This is a genomic window from Rhodobacter sp. 4.3.4 (assembly GCF_058724655.1).
This window is the reverse complement of sequence record NZ_CM178967.1, coordinates 1,733,384-1,755,635: the sequence shown is the minus strand read 5'-3', so window position 1 is coordinate 1,755,635 and position 22,252 is coordinate 1,733,384. Positions and strand designations below refer to the sequence as shown.

Below are 22,252 nucleotides of genomic sequence, written 5' to 3'. Positions count from 1 at the left end.
CTGAGACCCAACCGCCACATGAGCGCGGCCGAGATTGCGATGACCGCGGACTGGATCATCGGCCGATCGGACGTGCCATCATGGCCAGAGGTGCGGACCTTCGTCCTGAAAGAATTTGGCATTGAGCGGGCCGTGGAGGCACTGCGCCGCATTCCGGATCTGAAACAGGCGCGCCTCGCCAAGTCGGAGGCCCCTCGCCAGCGTGTCCTGGGACCGCGCCCGACCACGCGTAAGATCGACGCCCTTCAGGCACACATCGACCGCCTCGAGGCCGAGATCCACCGTCTCGAGGCCGAGAACCGAACGCTTCTCGAACGAAATCTTCGGCTTATCAACGGGGCCCGCGTGCGGCAGATCCCGGAGGGCGATCTCGACCGGCCGCTTGCCCCGATCAACCGCAACCCGACGACGCCCAGGACGCGTGGAGGCCGGACATGACCGGGAAATCGTCACTCAACATGGCCCGGGAGTACGAGGCGCGACTCGAGCACTACCTTGCCCATGTCGAGGCCCTGCCCGTGCGCAACGGTAAGTTGAATGTATCGGCCGTGGCCGTCGCCTGTGGCTTTGACCGCCAGATCCTCTACAAGAACCGAAACGCCCGTGCCATGATCGAGGCGGCGGTAGAGGCCAAGGGACTGACCGGCATCGAGGAGGCAGGAGCCGACAGCACTGTAAACAATTCCCCCGAGGCCATGGTCCCGCTGGCACGTCTACGCGAGGAGCAGCGCCGGGTTGCCCTCCTCGAACGGCGCCTCAGCGAGATGACCGCACGCAACGCGGCACTGCGCGCCCGCATGCGGCAGCAGTGCCTGATTGAGGAACACCTTATCACCGCTGGTCGCCGCTCCCGCCCAACGGGCGCCGGACCGCTCTTTGAGGACCTCGGCGAGTGACCCGATCTCCGAAGCGTCAAGATCAGTCCACCAGCATCATCCCGATGCCGAAACTCCACGGCGCGCTCGCGAACTTCATGGCTGCGGACAGCGATTTCCGCGGGATCGGCACGGCGTTGGCGGCGCGGCTCGCCGATCGCTTTGGACGTTATCTGCGCGACGCCTTGGCTGTTCGGGATCCCGGCATCATCGAGATCCTAGGGCACGATCTGGCCGAGACGACCTTCGCTGCCTTCGACGTTAAGGCACCGGAGGCCGATCTTCTTGACTGGCTGGAGCGAAACGGGGTGGTCGAGGCCGTCGGAGTTCTGACCGCGATCCGGGTTGCCCGGTGCTGGGGTGGCGAAGGGGTCGAGGCTCTCAGGGAGAACCCCTACCTCCTAACTGCTTTCTTGCCTTGGCGCAGGGTCGAGCAGATTGCGACGGCCCTTGGCATCGCGCCAGACGATCCGCGGCGCGCAGTGGCGGCGGTCGAAGCGGTGCTCTACGCCGCGCTGGACCGGAACGATACATTCGCGGCGGAACGCGACGTCGAGGCGGGCGTCGCGAAGCTCCTCAATAGCGCAGCGGCGCCCGCCGGACACCCCGCGCTGTCGGCGATCAACGCCGCGGTGGAGAGCGGCGGAGCCTGTCGGCTTAGCGATGGCCTGCAGCCGTTCGGAGCTGCGGTGATGGAAGAGTTCATCGCCCGCACCATCACCGACTGCCTACGCTCTGAACCTTATCACGACCTGGTGGTTCCGAAACCGGACCCGAAGCTGGTCGAAGCCCGAATTGAGGCCTTCGACGCCAGTCAATTCCATCCCCTTACCGACAGGCAGAAAACGGCGATCCGGACAGCGCTTTCCCAACGGGTGATGGTGCTCGGCGGATATGCCGGTTCGGGCAAGACCACGTCTCTCCGCGGCATCTGTGACCTCGCGGAGTCTTTCGGCCGCTCCCTGCACCTGATGGCGCTCTCCGGTCGCGCAGCGCAGCGCATGGCCGTTGCGACCGGCCGTCCGGCCCGAACCATCGCCGGCTTTCTTCAATCCATGGCGCGCTCCGACGCCGAAGCGGTGCCGCCGGGCGCCATGGTGATCGTCGACGAAGCGTCGATGCTCGACCTGCCGACACTGTGGCGGATCCTGAAGGTGCTAGGAGACGCCAACCTTATGCTGGTGGGAGATCCGGCCCAGTTACCCCCGATCGGCTTCGGCCTGACATTCCACGTGTTCTGCCAGACCGAGCGCATACCTCATGTGGTGCTGAATCGGGTCCTTCGTCAATCTGATGCGAGCGGCATCCCCTCTGTTGCCGAGGCAGTGCGGCTGGGAAAAACCCCTGCCCCCGCAACCTATGAGGGGATCCGCCCTGGCGTCTCCTTCATCCCCACCGCACCCGAATACGCGATTAGCGTCATCAGCGAGATCGGACGGGATCTGCGATCCTCGGGTGCCGACTCCAGCGACACCCAGATCATTGCTCCGGTCAAGGCTGGACCGGCCGGAATAGACGCCATCAATCGTCACTTCCATGAGTTGCGCCGGCGCGCCACCGACGGCGCCCTCTTCCCCGGTCGTAGCGACATTGCCGAGGGCGATCCGATCATCTGGACACGGAACGACTGGGACCGGGAACTCATGAACGGCTCGATGGGCCGCGTCCAGTCGGTGATCGACGGCATCGGACACGTCACGCTGGATGGCAAACCGTTCGAACTCGATGCAGCCGACGCGGACAACGTAGAACTGGCCTATGCCATCTCGGTCCATAAGGCCCAGGGGTCTCAGTGGCGGCGCGTCATCATTCCGGTCTTCCCATCCCGCCTCTTGGACCGGACACTGATTTACACGGCCATCACGCGTGCGACGGAACAGGTCATAATATTGGGTGATCAACGTGTCTTCGCGACTGCTATAGAGAACCTTCCTTGTTCCACCACACGCTCCACCGGGCTGGATAAAAGACTGCAGCAGGCATAGGTTTTGCGCTAGGGTTAGATTCTGACCGTGTGTGAGGGAAGTTTGGCGTGAATGAATTTGAGTTTGATGCGCTGATCACGGAACTCCGCCGCATTCTTCTTATGTCCACGCTCAATTTACGTGATTTATTTAATGGGAGATTGCCATGGGTAACACGATCAGCCTCACCGACCCGATGACCTTAGGAATCCTTGTCTGGTTCCTGTCAACGCCACTCTTCCTTATCCTGTGGCTGATTTGCGCCCGGAAGGCGCGCCGCGGCGCGAGCAGGATTATCGAATTGGAAAACGAGAATGCGCACGAATGCGCGCGGTTGTCGGGTATCTTAGACGAAATGCGCGGGCGGTTTGCGCCTATCCTGTCTGTCGACGATGAACTAAAGAAGTTAGAAGCCGCTGCTGCTGATGAGAACCGGCGGGTAGAAGACCTGCGTGCCAGCTATGCTGAGAAACGCAAGGTATTCGATCGACTTGAACAACAGGTGGCGATCTACGACGAGCGACTCGCGTTCGCTGAATTGGGCGTCTACGAGCCGCACTTCGATTTTGGCGACAGCGAGACCTACAAGTCCCGCATCAAGGAAGTGCGTGAGCGTCAGAAGGCGATGATTACGCAGGGATCTGCCACCATCTGTCCGACGGGCTGGACTGTCGATGGAAGCCGGTCGAAGGGTCAGACAATGGTCAATCGGCAGGTGCGCCTGACAATGCGTGCTTTCAACAACGAGTGTGAAGCTGCCATCGCAAACACCAGATGGAACAACGCGGTGGCGATGGAGAAGCGGATCGTGGCTGCAGCGGCCGCGATCAACCGCGAGAACAGCTCGATGAATCTCTCGATCAGCGACGCCTATGTTGCGCTAAAGATCGAGGAACTGCGGCTGACACATGAATGTCGCGAGCGCCTGAAGGCCGAGAAGGACGAACGTGCCGAATTGGCCCGGATGGAGCGTGAGGAGAAGAAACTGCTGGCCGAGGCAGAGTCCGCAGAGCGCGCCGAACGGAAATACCAGGAGCTTCTCGACAAAGCACGCAAAGAGGCGGAGGCTGGCTCTGCGACCGATGAGATGCGTCGCCGCATAACCGAACTCGAAGCCTCTCTTGCGGAAGCGCACAGCGCGAGCGAGCGGGCTCGCGCCATGGCCGAGATGACGAAGTCCGGCTACGTTTACATCATCTCGAACATCGGCTCCTTCGGCGAGGACGTGGTAAAGATCGGCCTCACCCGTCGCCTGGACCCGGACGACAGGGTGAGAGAGCTGGGCGATGCCTCTGTGCCCTTCTCTTTCGACACCCATGCGATGATCTACAGCGACGAGGCGCCGACCCTAGAAGGAGCGCTTCACCGCGAGTTCGCCGACCGGAGAATCAACATGTCCAACTTCCGAAAGGAGTTCTTCCGCGTGAAGCTTGAGGAAGTCGAAGAAGCTGTCACACGCCTAGCGCCATCTGCCGCCTTCTTCAAGGATCGGGAGGCACAGGAGTGGCACGAGACCCTCGCCCGCCGAAACCAGGCGCTTCAGGATATGGCGGCACCTGCGCGAGACGCTCTTCCGGCGTCGCTCTGACCTGCCAGGCACCTGGTTTGAAAGCAAGCGGCGCCGCGCGATCTCACGGCCGAGACTCGGTCCACTCCAGCTTGCTGGTGGCGTCGGGCCAGGGTCTCCGCACTACTGGCGCATTCGCGAAACTACCGCTCGGCGCCCGACCGGCCTCAAAACTGCCGCAAAACCACCGGTAGTTTGGCTGAGCAGCCTGCAATACTGCTCCGGTCTTCTGTCCAGTAAGCGGCAAACACCACACACACAGTTTTGAGTGTCGCATTCTCCCTATTATGGGACTTTTTGAGCAGAAGTATGAGGCGCCACCCCTTCGAGGTGGCGCCTTTGTTGATCAGGTAATCACATCCGGACCGGCACGCCCCGTCCGGGCCTTGATCCCGACAAGATCCTCCGTCGCCGCGATGATCGGCGCCAAGGCGACCTGCGGATCTTCGGTCAGGCCCTCCGGTCCGGCGACATACCGCTCGAGATAGACACGCAGCGTTGCGCCTTCGGTGCCGGTACCGGACAGACGCAAGACTGCGCGCGAGCCCCCCTCGAACAGGATGCGGAAGCCCTGATGCGCCGAAATCGAGCCGTCGACCGGGTCCTCATAGCTGAATTCATCTGCATCTTGCACCACAAGCCCCTGAACTTGCGTCCCTTTCAAGGACGAAAGCCGATCGCGCAAATCACCGAGCATGGCGTTGGCCAGATCGACCGGCAAGGTCTCGTAGTCGTGCCGCGAATAGTAGTTCCGCCCGAAGGTCTCCCAATGATCCGCCATGATCTCGGCCACGCCCATGTTTCGGGCCGCGATGATGTTGAGCCACATCAACACCGCCCAGAGCCCGTCCTTTTCCCGAACATGGTCGGAGCCGGTGCCGAAACTCTCTTCCCCGCAAAGGCTGACGCGTCCAGCATCCATCAGGTTGCCGAAGAATTTCCACCCCGTCGGCGTTTCATAGCACGTCAATTTCAAGGCTTCCGCCACCCGATCGACCGCGGCAGAGGTCGGCATCGACCGCGCCACCCCCTTCAAACCTTGCGCGTAACCGGGCACCAGATGCGCATTGGCGGCGATGACGGCAAGGCTGTCCGAGGGAGACACATAGATACCGCGACCGACGATCATGTTGCGGTCCCCGTCTCCGTCCGAGGCTGCGCCGAAGTCGGGCGCATCGGGCCCCATCATCTCGGCCATCAGCTCATGTGCCCAGGTCGGGTTAGGATCCGGATGCATGCCGCCGAAATCCGGAAGCGGCTGTTCGTGAACGACCGTGCCTTTCGCCGCGCCCAACCGCTTTTCGAATATCTCGACCGCATAGGGACCGGTGATGGCGCACATGCTGTCCATCCGCATCGTGAAGCCTTCGTGAAAAAGACCTTTCAAGGCTTTGAAATCAAAAATGGATTCCATCATGTCCGCATAGGCTGAGACGGGATCGACGACTTCCACCACCATCTCGCCCAAACGGCTTTCCCCAACCATCGTCAGATTGACATCTGGCGCCTCGAGTTTGCGATAAGAGTCGATGACCTGCGTGCGCGCAAATATGGCGTCCGTCACCGCCTCGGGTGCGGGACCGCCATTGGCCATGTTGTATTTGACCCCGAAATCCTCCTCGGGGCCGCCGGGATTGTGACTGGCCGAAAGGATGATGCCGCCATCGGCCTTGCGAAGGCGGATCAAATTGGAGGCCGCGGGTGTCGAGAGCCAGGACCCCTGCCCCACGATCACCCGCGCCGCGCCGCCAGCCGCCGCGATCTTCAGGATCACCTGAGCGGCTTCGGCGCCGAAATAGCGGCCATCGCCGCCAAGCACGAGCGTCTTGCCCGCAACACCGCCGATCGCATCGAAGGTGCTTTGGACGAAATTCTCCAGATAGCCCGGCTGCATGAAGACGGGTGTTTTCTTGCGCAACCCGGAGGTGCCGGGTTTTTGGCCCTCGAACGGGCGCGTCGGATGGGTGGTCATGGACTTGGCTCCTGCCGTGCAGTCGATCGGATGAACAGTTGAACGGATTGCGCCGCGACGCAAGTCGCTGCGGCAAAATGCGGGGCTTCAGGGCGATCAGGGTCGGCCGTGTCGATCAGAAGCCGCCATTGGCCCCCGGGCAGATGTACCTCGATCGCGTCCCCGGCGTTGAAGACGGCAAACATCGCCTCGCCCGCGGCAAGACCCCGAGGGCCTTCGGCTGCTCCCCGCACCTCGACACAAAGACAACGCGACTGGGCATCATGCCAATCTTGCGACGACAGCTCGGCACCGGAGGGCAGCCGCCAGATCAGGTCGCGGACCCCGTCCTGAGCGCGCATCTTGGCATGCAGAAAACGGGTCTGCCGCAGCACGGGATGATCGCGGCGCAGCCGGATGAGGCGCGCCACAAAGGCAATCAGCGCCTCGTCTGCAGTCTGCCAGTCGATCCAGCCGATCGGATTGTCCTGCGCATAAGCGTTGTTGTTGCCCGCTTGAGAATTGCCCAGCTCGTCTCCGGCAAGCAGCATCGGGACGCCTTGCGACAGTATCAGCGTCGCCAGCATTGCCCGCTTTCGCGCCGCTTTCGCGCCGGCGTCCTGCAACGCCTGCGAAAAATTGGCGTTGTGACCGTCCCGATTGTTTTCACCATTCGCCTCGTTTCGCTTTTCCGTATAGGAAACAAGATCATGCAAGGTGAAGCCATCATGAGCCGTGAGAAAGTTCACCGAAGTCGTCGCGGGTCGGCCACGATGATCGAAGATCTCTGCAGAGCCAGCAACGCGCCGCGCCAGCTCCGGAATCAACCCGGCATCGCCACGCCAGAACTGCCGCACGCCATCGCGGAAGCGATCATTCCATTCGACGAACGGATAGGGAAACGCGCCAAGACGATAGCCGCCGGGACCGATGTCCCAAGGCTCTGCAATCAGTTTCACCGCGTTCAAAACCGGATCCTGCCGGATCGCAGAGATCAGCGAGGCCAGCTCCTTGAATTCCCCCGTGGAGGTCCGACCAAGCGTGGTTGCCAGATCGAAGCGGAAACCATCGACCCCCATTTCTTCGACCCAGTGACGCAGGGCATCCATCACCAGACGCAGAACCATCGGATGCGCAAGGTTGAGCGTATTCCCCGTTCCGGTGTCATTGACGTAAGAGCGTCCACCTTCGCACAACCTGTAATAGGAATTATTGTCAATTCCGCGCAGGCTCACGGTCGGACCGGCCCCGTCACCCTCGCCTGCGTGATTGAAAACCACATCCAGGATGACCTCGATCCCCGCCGCGTGCAAAGACCGGACCATGGAGCGAAAGCTCTCGCGTGAACCATATCGAGGATCGGGGGCCATGAACCCGATCGGCTGATACCCCCAGTAATTGCGCAAGCCTTTCTCGACCAGAAAGCGGTCATCAATGAAGGCTGCGACGGGCAACAACTCCAACGCGGTGACGCCAAGCCGTTTCAGATGTTCGATGATCGGCGCCGTTGCCACCGCGTCGTAACCACCTCTCAAGGCGGCCGGGACATCGGGGTGCTGCATCGTCAGACCGCGCACATGCGCTTCATAAATAATTGTTTGTGACCAGCTTCTTATGGGCCGATCCCAAGTTGGCTTCTGAATTTCGCAAACGATCCCGCGCGCCATCACGGCGGCAGAATCGCGTCGATCCGGTCGGGTCGAACCGACGCCGCCCTGCATCGGCGCGCCCCAGACCAGAGGGCCGGTCAACGCCCGCGCATAGGGATCGACGAGCAGCTTGGACGGGTTGAACCGGTGCCCGATCTCGGGTGCCCAGGGGCCATGGACGCGGTAACCGTATTCCGCACCGGGGCGCAGACCGGGAACAAACCCATGCCAGACATCCCCGGAACGACCTGGCAGGACAAGTCGGGTCTCCCTGTCACCGTCGAACAGGCAAAGCTCAACCTTTTCCGCATGGGCCGAGAACAGGGCAAAGTTCACGCCCCCGGAAACCGGGATTGCCCCCAGGATTTCGGCCCTTCCCGGTCCGATCCTCATTGCGCCAGCAACCGCTCGTAAAATGCCGCGTAGCGTGCCGCAGAACGCGACCACCCAAGATCGGACTTCATTGCCCGCTTCATCATCGCCGTCCAGATCCTGCGATCAGCATGCAGATCGCACAGCCGCCGCATCGCCTGTCGCAGCGCCAAAGCATCGACCGGATGGAACACGATGCCCGTCGCCGCCTGCGCCGCCAGGCTTGCCGGGGAAGCCCCGATCACCGTGTCGGCAAGGCCTCCGACCGCAGAAACCAGGGGTAGGCAGCCGTAACGCAACCCATAAAGCTGCGTCAGACCGCAGGGTTCGAAGCGCGAGGGCACAAGCACGGCATCCCCGCCCGCAAACATCCGGTGGCTCAGCGACTCGTCATAACCGATCCGAACCCCGACCCGGCCGGGGAAGCGCGCGGCCAGACCACGCACGAGATCCTCGGCCCAGGAATCGCCAGAGCCGAGCACGGCAAGCGCCCCGCCTCTGGCAACCAACTCCTCGATCGCAGGCGGCAAAAGGTCGATCCCCTTTTGGGCCGTCAGCCGAGAGACAAGGATCATCAAAGGTCCGTCAAGCTTCTTTTCAAGTTGAAATTCAGCCTGTAACGCCTTGCGATTTATTGACTTCCCGGACAGGCTCGCAGCCGAGAACGACACGCAGTCGGGGTCGGCCTCCGGATTCCAGACGCCATCATCGATGCCATTCAGAATTCCGACAACCACCCCGGCCCGTGCAGCGATCACCCCCTCCAGCCCTTGGCCATATTCGCCGCGCATCAGTTCCTCGGCGTAGCGGGGGCTGACAGTATTGATCGCATCGGCAGTCGTCAGCCCGGCCTTCAGGGTCGAGATATCCCCCCAGAACTCATAGCCATCGCGATGGAAAGCTTCGCGCGGCAAGCGCAAGGCTGCCAATTTGTCGGCTCCGACGCGTCCTTGAAAGGCCATGTTGTGAATTGTGATCACACTGGGCAGGGTCGCACCGGCATAGCGCAGATAGGCCGGGGCAAGGCCGCCTTGCCAGTCATGCGCATGCAGCACATCCGGTTGCCAGTCGCCCAGCCCTTCACGAGAGACCGCGGCCGCCGCCCAGCACAAGGCGGCAAATCTCTCGGCATTATCGCCAAAATCGCCATGGATATCAGAATAGGGACCGCCCGCCCGATCGTAGAGATGCGGTGCATGCAGCGCCATCACCGCCATCGTCCCGACCTTGCCCAGATGCAATTCGGCCGGTCCGCCAAAAAGGTCCGGATCGCTCCAGACAACGGTCGTCGCCCCGAGCCGATCCAGCACGCCCCGATAGGCGGGGATCATCACCCGCATGTCCCAGCCCTGTCCCGCCAGGGCTTCGGGCAGGGCCCCGACCACATCGGCCAAGCCGCCGGTCTTCACCAGCGGAACCGCCTCGGACGCAACGGAAAGAACGCGCTTCATCCCCGTCCCCTTGATTATGCGTATCTGGTTGCAGTTTGCATCAAAGCTGTTGCCGCCTCAGTCCAGAGCCGCCGCGCGGGCGTCAAGCATGCTTTGCGTGATCAGCACGATCCCCCCCTCGGTGCGCCGGAACCACTTCATATCTTCCTCCGGATCCACGCCGACGACGAGCCCCGGCGGAACCTTCACCCCACGGTCGATGACGCAATTCTTCAGCTGCGCGCGTTCGCCGATATCGACATAAGGAAGGGCGACAACATGTTGAACTGTCGACCAACTATGAGCCCGGCATCCGGTGAACAGCAGCGAGTTGCGCACTTCGGAGCCCGAAACGATACAATCCCCCGAGATCAGCGAACTGACCGCACTGCCGCGCCGCCCGTCTTCGTCATGGATGAATTTCGCCGGCGGCACGATCTCGGCATAGGTCCAGATCGGCCAGGCATTATCATAAAGATCAAGCTTCGGCGTGAATTCCGTCAGGTCGATATTGGCCTGCCAGAAGGCGTCGATCGTTCCGACATCGCGCCAATAAGGCTCGTGTTCGAGCCCCGAGGTCACGCAGCTTTCCGAGAAACGATGTGCCATCGCCTTGCCGTATTTCACGATCTGCGGGATCAGGTCATGGCCAAAGTCGTGGCTTGAATGCGGATCCTCGGCGTCGCGGATCAGCAACTCGCGCAGGAACACCCAGTCGAAGACATAGATCCCCATCGAGACCAAAGAATGGGTCGGATCTTCGGGCAACCCCGGTGGATTGGCCGGCTTCTCGACGAACTGGGTGATGCGCCCGGTCTTGTCGACAGCCATACAACCGAAAGCCGAGGCTTCGGCGCGCGGGACCGTCAGGCAACCGATCGTCACATCGGCCTTGCTCAGCACATGCTGCAGCAACATCACCTCATAATCCATCTTGTAGACGTGATCGCCCGCCAGAATGATCACGTATTTAACGTCATAATCTTCGATGATGTCGATGTTCTGCGCCACGGCATCGGCCGTGCCCAGATACCATTTGCTTTCATCGATCCGCTGACTTGCCGGAAGAATATCAAGATATTCATTCCGTTCCGCACGGAAGAAGTTCCAGCCCCGCTGCATGTGACGGATCAGGCTATGCGCCTTGTACTGCGTCGCGATTGCCATCTTGCGAATGCCGGAGTTGAGCGCATTCGACAATGCAAAATCGATGATGCGCGTCTTGCCGCCGAAATAGACCGCAGGTTTCGCACGCCGGTCGGTCAATTCATTCAGACGGCTCCCCCGACCGCCCGCCAGAACGAAGGCCATGGCCTGTGACGAAAGCCTCTGGTTCGGTTGCGGTTTCATGCTTTCCTCCCTTGCGCCTCAGGCGGGCGTGAACATCACCACGGAGAGTGGCGGCAGATAGACCTCGGCGCTGAACGGGCGTCGTGCGGTGGCAATCTCTTCAGCCTCGATCGCGCCGAGATTTCCCCAGTTCGCGCCGCCATAATAGCCGCTGTCGGAATTGAAGATCTCGCACCAGGTCCCCGCCTGGGGAAGGCCGATGCGATAGGTGCGGTCGATTGGCGTCAGATTGGCCGCGACCACAACCGGATCCGCCCCGGGGGCGCGACGTTCGAAAACATAAACCGAGGCTTCGGCATCATCCGCCTCGATCCAGTCGAAACCGGAGGGGTCGCAATCGCCCCAATGCAAGGCCGGGGTATCGCGATAAAGCTTGTTCAGATCGCGCACCAAAGCCTGCATGCCGCGGTGCAGCGGGTCATCCAGAAGGTGCCAGTCAAGGGCGCCCTGATGCGCCCATTCGCGCCCCTGCGCGAACTCCTGCCCCATGAAGAGCAGTTTCTTGCCCGGATGCGCCCATTGGAACGCATAGAAGGCCCGCAGGTTGGCGAATTTCTGCAACCCGTCTCCCGGCATCTTGCCCAGCATGGATCCCTTGCCGTGAACAACCTCGTCATGGCTGATCGGCAGGATAAAGTTCTCACTGTAAGTGTATGAACTTGCGAACGTAAGTTCATTGTGATGCCAGCGGCGATGGATCGGATCGCGGGAAAAATAGCGCAGGCTGTCATTCATCCAGCCCATGTTCCACTTGTAACCGAAGCCAAGCCCGCCCAGATGCACCGGCCGGGTCACCCCCGGAAAGGCCGTGCTTTCCTCGGCCACCGTCATGATCCCCGGGGCGCCGCCATAGGCCTCGGCATTGACCTCTTTCAGAAAATCGATCGCCTCCAGGTTTTCCCGGCCGCCATGGGCATTGGGCACCCATTCGCCATCCCGTCGCGAGTAGTCGCGATAAAGCATCGAGGCCACGGCATCGACCCTGAGCCCGTCGAGGTGATACTCCTCAAGCCAGAACAGCGCATTGGCCAGCAGGAAATTCTTCACTTCGCGCCGACCGTAATTGTAGATCAGGGTATTCCAGTCCTGATGGAACCCTTCTTTCGGATCGGCATGTTCGTAAAGCGAGGTGCCGTCGAAACGACGCAATCCGTGATCGTCGGTCGGAAAATGCCCCGGCACCCAATCCAGGATCACCCCCACACCGCGGCGATGCGCGGCATCGACAAAGGCTGCGAATTCCTCGGGGCGACCATGGCGGATGGTCGGCGCATAAAGCCCGATCGGCTGATAGCCCCAGGATCCGTCAAAGGGAAATTCGGTTATCGGCAAAAGCTCGATATGCGTGAACCCCATCTCGACGACATAATCGACCAGTTGTCCGGCGAGTTCTTGATAGCTCAGAGGCCGCCCCCCCTGATCCCAGATCCGTCGCCAGGACCCGAGATGCACCTCATAAATCGAAATCGGCGCATGAATGTCCTGCATCTTCTGGCGCTGCCCGATCCAGGCGCCGTCGCCCCACAGATGCAGCCCAAGCTCGCGCACCTGAGACGCCGTCTGCGGCGGATGCTCGGCGCCGAAGCCGACCGGATCGGCCTTGAGCGGCTGAACGACACCATCGGCCGACAGGATTTCATATTTGTAGACCTCGCCCGCCATCAGGCCGGGCACGAAGATTTCCCAAACCCCCGTCGCGCCGCGGCGGCGCATCTGATGTCGGCGGCCGTCCCAGATGTTGAAATTGCCGACGACGGACACCCGTCGCGCCGAGGGCGCCCAGACCGCAAAATGCACGCCGCGGATCCCCTCGTGCCAGATCACATGCGCGCCCAGAACCTGCCACAGACGGCGGTGCGTCCCTTCTCCGATCAGATATTCGTCGATTTCGCCAAGCACCGGACCGAACGCATAGGCATCTTCGAAATCCCAGGTCGATTGCGCATTGCGAGCGCGCAGACGATATCCTTCGCCTTCCCATTTTCCTGAAAAGAGTCCGCCGGTTACATGTTGAAGTTCAGATTCCGCCCCGGTTTCCTTGGAAATGGCCCAGACCTGCTCGGCCCCCGGCACGAGCGCCACGACACGGCCCCCCTCCGGGGTCTGATGCCAGCCCAGAATCGAAAACGGATCGTCATGCCGGCCCTCGGCCAGCGCCAGCGCCTCGGCAGACAAGATCATCGACATTCCTTCACCTTCAAAGGGCGGATTCGGTCCCCCAGATATCCGTCATGTAACCACGAATGGCGCGGTCGGAGGAGAAAAACCCCATCCGCGCCGTGTTCAGGATCGCCATCCGCCACCACCGATCCGGCTCGGCAAAGGTCTGGTCCACTTCCGTCTGCGCATCGCGATAGGCCTCGAAATCCGACGCGACCAGGAAATAATCACTGTGCCACATGTTATGGACAAGACCGTGGTAGCGGCTGGGTTCCTCGGGACAGAAACGCCCCTCGGCGATCATCTGCAACACATCCTGCAGCGGCTGGCTTTTCAGGATCGCATGGCGCGCATGTTCGGGATCCTTGCGCCGCTCCACCACCTCTTCCGCGGTGAGGCCGAACAGAAAGAAATTCTCCGCCCCGACCTGCTCGCGGATCTCCACATTGGCGCCATCCAGCGTGCCGATGGTCAGCGCGCCGTTCAGCGCGAATTTCATGTTCCCGGTGCCCGAGGCCTCCTTGCCCGCGGTCGAGATCTGTTCGGACAGATCCGCGGCCGGGATCAACCGCTCTGCCATCGAGACATTGTAATTCGGCGGATACACGATCTTCAGCCGGTCCCCGACGTAAGGATCGTTGTTCACCACCCGCGCCACATCGTTGATCAGCCGGATGATCTCTTTCGCGGCCTGATATCCGGGCGCGGCCTTGCCGCCGAAGATCTTCACCCGCGGCACGACCTCGGCGGTCGGATTGGAGCGGATGACATGCCACTCGGCGATCGTTTGCAGGATGTTCAGCAGCTGACGCTTGTATTCGTGGATCCGCTTGACCTGCACGTCAAACAGCGCATCCGGGTTGACCGCCACCCCCTGCGTTTGCGCGATCCAACGTGCCAAAGCGAGTTTGTTTTCCCGCTTGGCCTTCGCAAAGTCGTCCCGGAACGTCTTGTCTTCGCTCAGTTTATCCAGTTCGCGCAGACGGTCGAGATCCGCCTCCCAGCCCGAGCCGATGGCCTCGGAAATCAACCGCGACAGCGCCGGATTGGCCATGCGCAACCAGCGCCGCGGCGTCACCCCGTTGGTCTGGTTGATGATCCGCCCGGGATGCAGCTTGTCAAGTTCGGGAAACAGGTTCTTCTTCACCAGCTCCGTATGCAGCGCCGAAACCCCATTCACCTTGTGCGAAGTGATGAAGGCCAATTCGCCCATCCGCACTTCGTGATGCTTGACGATCCCCACATAATGCGGTCGCGTCGGATTCATCCGCAAATGCCAGGCATCGATCGCCTCGATGATCTGCATATGCCGCGGCAAAACCGAGCTCATCAGATAGGTCGCCCAGCGTTCTAGCGCTTCGGGCAACAGCGTGTGATTGGTATAGCCCAGACATTTGACGCCGATCTCCAGCGCCTCATCGAAGCTCATGCCATGCACGTCGCTGAGCAGCCGGATCAGCTCTGGACCTGCGATCGCGGGATGGGTGTCGTTCATCTGGATCGCGACGTGATCAGGCATATCTGTCAGGGCCAGACCGGCGGCCAAATGACGGCGCAAGATGTCCTGCAACGCCGCCGAGGTCAGGAAATACTCCTGTTTCAGGCGCAGTTCCTTGCCCTGGAACGTAGTGTCATCGGGATAGAGCACGCGGCTGAGCGTGCGTGCCAAGGCCTCCGGCTCCGCAGCGGCGGCAAAATCGCCATGGTTGAAGCGCGCCAGATCGAAAGGCGCCGTCGGTTTTGCCGCCCAAAGCCGCAAGGTGTTTGCCCAGCGTCCCTGCCAGCCGATCACCGGCATGTCATAAGCTTCGGCGATCACCGTTTCCGCCGGTGTCCAGACCGATGTACCGTTCACGATCTCGACCGTGCCCTTGAACCCGATCTCATAACAGACTTCGGGCCGCTCGAATTCCCAGGGGTGACGCTGTTTCAGCCAGTCCTCCGGGGTCTCCACCTGCTTGCCGGCATCGAACCATTGCCGGAAAAGCCCGTGCTCGTAGCGGATCCCATAGCCATACCCCGCACAGCCCAGCGTCGCCATGCTTTCCATGTAACAGGCCGCAAGCCGCCCCAGACCGCCGTTCCCAAGCGCCGCATCCGGTTCATCCTCGACGACCTGATGCCAGTCCTGCCCCAGCCCCTCGATCGCCTCGCGCGCAATCGAGCGCATGCCCAGATTGATCGCGGCATCCTCAAGCATCCGGCCGATCAGGAATTCCATCGACAGGTAATAGACCCGCTTGCGGCCCTGGTCATAGGTTTGCCGGGTGGCGTCGAACCAGGGCCCGACAATGTGATCACGCAGCGCAAGGCTCAATGCCATGCGCCAGTCGTAAAGCGAGGCATGGCCCGCATCCTTGCCCATGGAATAGGTCAGATGGCGCAGGATTTCCGCCCGGAAAGCCTCGACGCTGGGCGCGCTTGCATCTCTCACTGTCAAACCCTTCTTCGTTCTCCCACCCCCTTGATGGGATGCCGCCCCGCCGCCGTCAAGCCGAACCCGCCCCATCGGACGTTCTGTCATTGCCGCGGCAAGGAATGCGCCTATGCTTGCTTCATATAGTGGCACGGAGATGACGATGGGCAGAGATTGGTGGCGGGGCGCGGTGATCTACCAGATTTATCCGCGCAGTTTTCAGGATTCGAACGGCGACGGCATCGGCGACCTGAAAGGCATCACCGAAAGGCTGCCCCATGTCGCAAAGCTCGGCGCAGATTCGATCTGGCTCAGCCCGATTTTCCGCTCGCCGATGGAGGACATGGGCTATGACGTGTCGGAGTATCGCGACATCGATCCGGTGTTCGGCACGCTGGCAGATTTCGACGCGCTGCTCGCCCGCGCCCATGATCTTGGTCTCAAGGTGATCATCGACCAGGTGCTCAGCCATTCCTCGGATCGCCACCCCTGGTTTGCCGATTCGAAAAAGCGTGGCGCCAAGGCCGACTGGTATGTCTGGGCCGATCCGAAGCCCGACGGATCGCCGCCGAACAACTGGCAGTCGGTCTTTGGCGGCTCGTCCTGGGAATGGGCGCCCGAGCGCGGCCAGTATTATCTGCACAATTTCCTGATCTCGCAGCCCGATCTGAACCTGCGCAATCCCGAGGTCCAGGACGAGATGCTCGATGTGCTGCGGTTCTGGCTTGATCGCGGCGTCGACGGCTTCCGGCTCGACACGGTGAACTACTATATCCACGATGGCGCACTGCGCGACAACCCGCCGATGCCCCCCGACCCGGCGCGCTGGCCCCCGGTCTCGACCTATGACATGCAAGATCACGCTTACGATAAGAACCGGCCGGAAAACCTTGATTTCCTTGCGCGAATGCGCAAGCTTCTGGATCAGTACGAGAACCGCTGCATGGTCGGCGAGATCGGCGAAGTGCCGCATCGCGCGCTGCCCCTGATGGCCGAATACACCTCCGGAGCGGCGCATCTGCACATGGCCTACAGCTTCGACATGCTGGGGCCAAACTTCGCGCCCGCGCATTTCCGCAAGGTGCTTGACGGCTTTTTCCGCGCCGCCCCCGACGGCTGGCCGTCCTGGTCCTTCTCCAACCACGATGTCAATCGTCACGTCACCCGCTGGGCGAAACACGGCCAACAGGATGCGGTGGCGAAACTGGCCATCTCGATGCTGGCCTCCTTCGAGGGCACGATCGGGCTTTATCAGGGCGAGGAACTGGGGCAGACCGAAACCGACCTCGCTTATGAGGAGCTGACCGATCCGCCCGGATTGCGCTTCTGGCCGGAAAACAAGGGGCGCGATGGCTGTCGGACGCCGATGGTCTGGGATGGCACGACGCAGGGTGGCTTCAGCACGGTCAAGCCCTGGCTTCCGGTCAAGGCCCCGCAGCTGGCGCGCAATGTGGCCGCCCAGGAAGCCGATCCGGCCTCGGCGCTGCATCATTACCGCGCCGTTCTGGCCTTCCGCCGCGCCAGCGCCGCGCTGCGCACCGGCCGCACCCGCTTCCTTGACCTGCCCGATCCGGTGCTGGGCTTCCGGCGCGAGACCGAGACGGAAAGCCTGACCTGCCTGTTCAATCTCGGCCCTGATCCGGTATCGTTGAGCGGGATTATCGGCACACCGACCGGACCGGTGGTGGCGGCAACGATCAAGGAAGGCACCGTGCAGCTAGGCCCGAATGGCGTGCTCTGGCTGAGCTGAAGACACGGGAACGGATAAAGAACAAACTCTATCCTTTTCATCTTGCTGAAAATATCCCGCGACAAGACAGGATCGGAAAGCTTTCCGCTGGAAGGCCTTCCGGTCGAACGCCCCCCCGGAAACCCCTCGGGATCAGGACACCGGCAGCAGGATCAGGAACCGGCTGCCCTGCCCCTTTTCGCTTTCGATCTTCATCCGCCCGCGATGGCGCAGCACGATATGCTTGACGATTGCCAGCCCGAGCCCGGTTCCGCCCTGTTCGCGCGAGCGATGGGTGTCGATGCGATAGAACCGCTCGGTCAGTCGCGGCAGGTGAATCGGATCGATGCCCTCGCCACGATCCGCCACCACGACCCGCAAGGCCGCGCCCCGCAAAACCGGCTCATAATCGATCTTATCGACGGAAATCCGCACCTCCCCGCCGCTGCCGCCGTATTTGATCGCGTTCTCGATCAGATTGGTGAAAACCTGCGTCAGCTGGTCGGGATCGGCGGGGATCTTCAGCCCCTCGGTCAGGCCCTCGCGGAGCAACTGCACCTGACGCGCCTCGGCCAGGGGCGCCAGCGCCTGCATCGCACCGCGCAACACCGCCCCCAGATCCGTGCCCGTCGTCGGCCGCCGCCGCTCCTCGGCCTCGACCCGGCTGAGCGACAGCAGATCGCCGACCAGCCGGTTCATCCGCCCGGCTTCCCGTTCCATGATCGCCAGAAAGCGGTCGCGCGCCACCGGATCATCCTTGGCCGCGCCGCGCAGCGTCTCGACAAAGCCCATCAGCGCGGTCAGCGGCGTGCGCAGCTCGTGGCTGACATTGGCGACGAAATCGCGCCGCATCGCCTCGGCGGTCTCGACCGCGGTGCGATCTTCGAAGGTCAGCACCAGCGATCCCTCGGCCAGTGCGGCGACCGTGACCAGCACCTGCGACTCCCGCCCCTGACTGCCCAGCCGCAGCCGCACCTGCTGACGCCCCTGCCCGGCCAGCACCGCCTCGACCGCCTCGATCAGCCCGGGCTGGCGCAAAACCGTCACCAGCGTCCGCCCCACCAGCCCCGTTCCCAGCAGCGCTTCGGCGCCGGAATTGGCATGCAGCACCCGCTGCGCGGGAGACACGAGCAGGATCGGAAACGGTAACGTATCGGCCAAGGAGATTATTGACGAATCCGCCATTTTTCGGTCACCCTGCCATTTCCACTGCTTGACCCGAACAAGCTTCGGGGAAACGATACGCAAGTTCAAGGCCGCATGCAAAAGCGAGGGGGGCTAAGCTTTTGCACAATTCGCGGAGCAAAGTGTCATAAGCGATGGGGTTCCATCGCAATACCGGATGGAATGATGCCCCCGCCGACCGATTCTCCCAAAGGCAGACACCGTCTTGAACCCGCCGAGCTGACGCTGGCCGGACGCCGCATCCTGGTGGTTGATCCGTCGCAATCCCTGCCGCGTGCGCTGCGCGGCGTGCAGGGCGCTTCGATCACCATCGCACGGCTGGCCAAGATCGACGCCGGGATGCTCGCCCGCGTCTGCCCCGATGTCGTGCTTTCGCCGCTGTTCAGCCCGGGGCATGACATCCTCAATCTCGCCCGCCTGCTCGACCGGCTGGGCTATCAGGGGCCGCTGCGAGCCTATTCGCCGCCCCTGCCCAATACCGCGATCGTCTGTGCCGAAGTGCGCCAGATCTGGGGAGCGCGCGATTTCGACATTCTGGAAGTGCCGCCCACCTGGAACTGATCAGACCGGCGTCAACCCGCGGGCGAACCGCGCCGCATTGGCGCGGTAATGCACGGCTGATTGCAACAGCCGCGCCTGCGCCACCGCATCAAGCGCCCGCACCACCTTGCCCGGCGCGCCCATCACCAGCGATCCGTCCGGGATCTCCTTGCCCTCGGTGATCAGCGCCCCGGCACCGATCAGGCAGCCGCGCCCGATCTGCGCGCCGTTCAGCACCACCGCCCCCATCCCGATGAGAGAGCCCTCGCCGATCGTGCAGCCATGCAGCATCGCCCGATGCCCGATGGTGCAATGCGCGCCGATGACGAGCGGAAACCCCATGTCGGTATGGCAGATCACCGATTCCTGCAAATTCGTTCCGGCCCCGACCCGAATCTCCTCGTTGTCGCCGCGCAAGCTGCAGCCAAACCAGACCGAGGCGCCCTCCTCCAGCACCACCTTGCCGATCACATTCGCATCGGGCGCCACCCAGACCTCCGGCCCCAGCACCGGGGCAATCCCGTCCAGCGCATAGATCATCGTGCCTCGAACTCCCTGTTCAGCCCGCGCACGAATTCGGTCAGCCCGGGCTGGCGCACCGCCCGCGCCCGTTCTGCCTGCAAAATCGTCACCAGCTCGGCCTCAGACGCCGCGATATCGCGGTTGATCACCACGTAATCATATTCGCCCCAATGGCTGATCTCGTCGCGGCTTTTCGCCATCCGCCCGGCGATCACCTCGTCGCTGTCCTGCGCGCGCATCCGCAACCGGCGCTCCAGATCGGCAATCGAGGGCGGCAGAATGAAGATCGACACCACATCCTGCGCCAGTTTCGAGCGCCGCACCTGCTGCCCGCCCTGCCAGTCGATGTCGAGGATCACGTCGCGCCCCTCGGCCAGCCGCGCCTCGACCGGGGCCGAGGGGGTGCCGTAAAGATTGCCGAAGACCTCGGCATGTTCCAGCATCTCGCCCGCCGCCACCATCGCCTCGAATTCGGCACGGTTGCGGAAATAATATTCCCGCCCGTCCACCTCGCCCGGGCGCGGGTTGCGCGTCGTTGCCGAGACCGAAAACGACAGCGACGCATCCCAGGCCATCAGCCGCCGCGCCAGCGTCGACTTTCCCGCCCCCGAGGGCGAGGACAGGATGATCAAAAGGCCCCGGCGCCGCATTTCGGGCATGACTTACTCCACGTTCTGAATCTGCTCGCGCATCTGGTCGATCACATGTTTCAGGTCAAGCCCGATCGCCGTCAACGCGGTCGATCCCGATTTCGAACAGAGCGTATTCGATTCGCGCACGAATTCCTGCGTCAGGAAATCGAACTTGCGCCCGATCGGCCCGGGCTCGGCCAAAAGCGCCCGCGCCGCCGCCACATGCGCCCGCAGCCGGTCAATTTCCTCGGTCACATCCGCCTTCACCGCCAAAAGCGCCAGCTCCTGCGCCACCCGCTGCGGATCGCCCCCGGTCTCCAGCACCCGGGCAAGCGACGCCTGCAACGCCGCCGCCACCTCGGGCCGCCGCGCCTCGGCCACCTTGGCCGCCTGTTCGGTCAGCTCGGCGATTCTGTCGATCTGCGCCACAATTATGCCACCAAGCTGACGGCCTTCCGCCGCACGCATTGCCAGAAAATCCACCAAAAGCCGATCCAGATCGGCGAGCAGCGCATCGCGCAGCGGCGCCTGATCCTCGGTCTCGGCCCCGCCTTGATCCAGCACGCCGCGCAGCGACAGCAGGTCCGTGGCCCGCGCCGGCGCCAGGCTGACCCCATGCAGCCGCGCCGCCTCCTCGATCTCGCGCAAAGCCGCCAGCGCGGCGGTCAGGCCAGGCCCCGAAAGGCGCAGCCGCTCTGCTGCACTTCCCCGCACAAGCCTCAGGGAAAGCTGGATATTCCCGCGCGATACCCGCTGCGTCAAAGCCGCCCGCGCGGCCCCTTCCAGCCCCTCCAGCTCGGGCAGGCGCAGCCGCAGATCCAGCCCCTTGCCATTGACGGAGCGGATTTCCCAGACCCAGTCGTGACCCTGGCCGGAGCCGGAAACCGCGGCAAAGCCGGTCATCGAAAGCGGGCCTTGTGGCGTTCGGGCGTTAGAGACAGGTTTAACCATTTAAGACTTTAGTTCCCCATGTGGCCGAAAAAAGGCGTATTAAGACTTCAGTAAGCATTTCATCCCCGGGGTCAACCGAAAGACCCGAAACGCCAAAGGCCGGGGGTGCAGGGGACGGCAGCCTCGGCTGCAGGGACAGTCGCAGCCTCAGGCTGCATCGGGATGGCGCGGCTGCGGCCGCAAACACGGGAAGAATGACGATGGACCGCGACTTCGACACAGTTGAAAAAGTGGCACGGCTTGGGCAGGCTGGCGTCGGACGGCGCATCGTGGCGCAGATGCGCGCCTATTGGGAAGGGCTGCGCGCCGGTCGCGACGTGCCCGCCCGCGCCGACATCGACCCGCGCGGTCTGGAAAACGCGCTCGAATATGCCTTCATTCTGGAACGCGTCGCCCCCGGCATGGGCCGCTTCCGTCTGGCGGGGATGCATCTGAACGATCTGATGGGGATGGAAATTCGCGGAATGCCGCTGACCGCGATGTTCACCCCCGAGGGCCGCAAGCGTGTCGCCGACGCGACCGAGGCGGTGTTTCAGGGCCCCGCCATCGCGGAACTGGTGCTGACCGCAGAGGCCGGGATCGGCAAGCCGCCGATGACGGCGCGGCTGCTGCTTCTGCCGATGACCTCGGACATGGGCGATGTGACCCGCATTCTGGGCTGCCTTGTCGGCGAAGGTCAGGGCATCGGCCGCACCCCGCGCCGCTTCCTGGTCGATGCCGTGCATGTGCAGCCTGTCAAACCCTGCGCCTCTGCCGCGCCGCAGCCCGCGCCGGTGACGCCCGAGGCCTTCGGTCTGGGCAAGCGCCTGCCGCATCTGGCGGCGCCGAAAGCGCCGACGCTCGCCCCCGCGCCCGCCGCCCGGACCCCGGTGGCGCAGCCGCCGCAGCCGCCGGTTTCGGCGATGACACCCGAGGAACGCCGGGCGATGTTCCGGGTGGTGAAGTAAGCCCGAAAGAAA

At 62.7% G+C, this 22,252-nt stretch carries 17 protein-coding genes; 7 read left to right on the top strand and 10 right to left on the bottom strand.

Annotated features, from left to right (window positions below):
* The first annotated feature begins 18 nt into the window (after nt 1-18).
* From AC4PTB_RS08500 to AC4PTB_RS08485, 4 genes are all read left to right on the top strand, one after another.
* On the top strand, nt 19-438 hold the full coding sequence (locus AC4PTB_RS08500) for a coiled-coil domain-containing protein (protein ID WP_492189567.1): 420 nt from the start codon (nt 19-21) through the stop codon (nt 436-438).
* Nucleotides 435-896, top strand: a complete 462-nt coding sequence (locus AC4PTB_RS08495; protein ID WP_492189566.1) for a hypothetical protein — start codon at nt 435-437, stop codon at nt 894-896. The genes AC4PTB_RS08500 and AC4PTB_RS08495 overlap by 4 nt, the downstream gene beginning before the upstream one ends.
* A 44-nt stretch (nt 897-940) precedes the next feature.
* Nucleotides 941-2,860, top strand: a complete 1,920-nt coding sequence (locus AC4PTB_RS08490; RefSeq protein ID WP_492189565.1) for an AAA family ATPase — start codon at nt 941-943, stop codon at nt 2,858-2,860.
* 145 nt (nt 2,861-3,005) lie between these two features.
* Nucleotides 3,006-4,427, top strand: coding sequence for an SNIPE associated domain-containing protein (locus tag AC4PTB_RS08485; protein WP_492189564.1), 1,422 nt, complete (start codon nt 3,006-3,008; stop codon nt 4,425-4,427).
* 325 nt (nt 4,428-4,752) lie between these two features.
* Here the strand turns inward: AC4PTB_RS08485 and AC4PTB_RS08480 are convergent, their stop codons facing one another.
* The 6 genes from AC4PTB_RS08480 to AC4PTB_RS08455 are packed head-to-tail and all read right to left on the bottom strand — an operon-like array spanning nt 4,753 to nt 15,758.
* Nucleotides 4,753-6,378: an alpha-D-glucose phosphate-specific phosphoglucomutase gene (locus AC4PTB_RS08480; protein WP_492189563.1), complete on the bottom strand. Its 1,626-nt coding sequence runs from the start codon at nt 6,376-6,378 to the stop codon at nt 4,753-4,755.
* A complete protein-coding gene (gene glgX, locus AC4PTB_RS08475) occupies nt 6,375-8,399 on the bottom strand; it encodes a glycogen debranching protein GlgX (protein WP_492192569.1) in 2,025 nt (674 codons plus the stop codon). The genes AC4PTB_RS08480 and glgX overlap by 4 nt, the downstream gene beginning before the upstream one ends.
* Nucleotides 8,396-9,829, bottom strand: a complete 1,434-nt coding sequence (glgA, locus tag AC4PTB_RS08470) for a glycogen synthase GlgA (RefSeq protein WP_492192568.1) — start codon at nt 9,827-9,829, stop codon at nt 8,396-8,398. The genes glgX and glgA overlap by 4 nt, the downstream gene beginning before the upstream one ends.
* Before the next feature lie 57 nt (nt 9,830-9,886).
* The gene (glgC, locus tag AC4PTB_RS08465; RefSeq protein ID WP_492192567.1) at nt 9,887-11,158 is read right to left on the bottom strand and encodes a glucose-1-phosphate adenylyltransferase; all 1,272 of its coding nucleotides are present in this window, start codon (nt 11,156-11,158) and stop codon (nt 9,887-9,889) included.
* Nucleotides 11,159-11,176: 18 nt separating this feature from the next.
* The gene (glgB, locus tag AC4PTB_RS08460) at nt 11,177-13,345 is read right to left on the bottom strand and encodes a 1,4-alpha-glucan branching protein GlgB (protein WP_492192566.1); all 2,169 of its coding nucleotides are present in this window, start codon (nt 13,343-13,345) and stop codon (nt 11,177-11,179) included.
* Nucleotides 13,346-13,355: 10 nt separating this feature from the next.
* Nucleotides 13,356-15,758 (bottom strand): glycogen/starch/alpha-glucan phosphorylase, encoded by a 2,403-nt coding sequence (locus AC4PTB_RS08455; protein ID WP_492192565.1) that lies wholly within the window; start codon nt 15,756-15,758, stop codon nt 13,356-13,358.
* A 139-nt stretch (nt 15,759-15,897) separates the two neighbouring features.
* On the opposite strand from AC4PTB_RS08455, the gene AC4PTB_RS08450 reads away from it, so the two are divergent.
* Nucleotides 15,898-17,484 carry an alpha-glucosidase gene (locus AC4PTB_RS08450; RefSeq protein ID WP_492192564.1) on the top strand — a complete coding sequence of 529 codons (1,587 nt, stop codon included), beginning with the start codon at nt 15,898-15,900 and terminating at the stop codon, nt 17,482-17,484.
* Between the two features lie 132 nt (nt 17,485-17,616).
* Here the strand turns inward: AC4PTB_RS08450 and AC4PTB_RS08445 are convergent, their stop codons facing one another.
* Nucleotides 17,617-18,648, bottom strand: a complete 1,032-nt coding sequence (locus tag AC4PTB_RS08445) for a sensor histidine kinase (protein ID WP_492192563.1) — start codon at nt 18,646-18,648, stop codon at nt 17,617-17,619.
* Nucleotides 18,649-18,813: 165 nt separating this feature from the next.
* On the opposite strand from AC4PTB_RS08445, the gene AC4PTB_RS08440 reads away from it, so the two are divergent.
* Nucleotides 18,814-19,209, top strand: coding sequence for a hypothetical protein (locus AC4PTB_RS08440; protein WP_492192562.1), 396 nt, complete (start codon nt 18,814-18,816; stop codon nt 19,207-19,209).
* Here the strand turns inward: AC4PTB_RS08440 and AC4PTB_RS08435 are convergent, their stop codons facing one another.
* From AC4PTB_RS08435 to AC4PTB_RS08425, 3 genes are read right to left on the bottom strand one after another with little or no spacing between them, the layout of a single operon-like run.
* On the bottom strand, nt 19,210-19,728 hold the full coding sequence (locus AC4PTB_RS08435) for a gamma carbonic anhydrase family protein (RefSeq protein WP_492192561.1): 519 nt from the start codon (nt 19,726-19,728) through the stop codon (nt 19,210-19,212).
* A complete protein-coding gene (gmk, locus tag AC4PTB_RS08430) occupies nt 19,725-20,360 on the bottom strand; it encodes a guanylate kinase (protein ID WP_492192609.1) in 636 nt (211 codons plus the stop codon). The genes AC4PTB_RS08435 and gmk overlap by 4 nt, the downstream gene beginning before the upstream one ends.
* Nucleotides 20,361-20,372: 12 nt before the next feature.
* Nucleotides 20,373-21,245 carry a YicC/YloC family endoribonuclease gene (locus tag AC4PTB_RS08425; protein WP_492192560.1) on the bottom strand — a complete coding sequence of 291 codons (873 nt, stop codon included), beginning with the start codon at nt 21,243-21,245 and terminating at the stop codon, nt 20,373-20,375.
* 248 nt (nt 21,246-21,493) lie between these two features.
* Between AC4PTB_RS08425 and AC4PTB_RS08420 the strand changes: the two genes are divergently transcribed.
* Nucleotides 21,494-22,240: a PAS domain-containing protein gene (locus tag AC4PTB_RS08420; RefSeq protein WP_492192559.1), complete on the top strand. Its 747-nt coding sequence runs from the start codon at nt 21,494-21,496 to the stop codon at nt 22,238-22,240.
* Nucleotides 22,241-22,252: the final 12 nt, after the last annotated feature.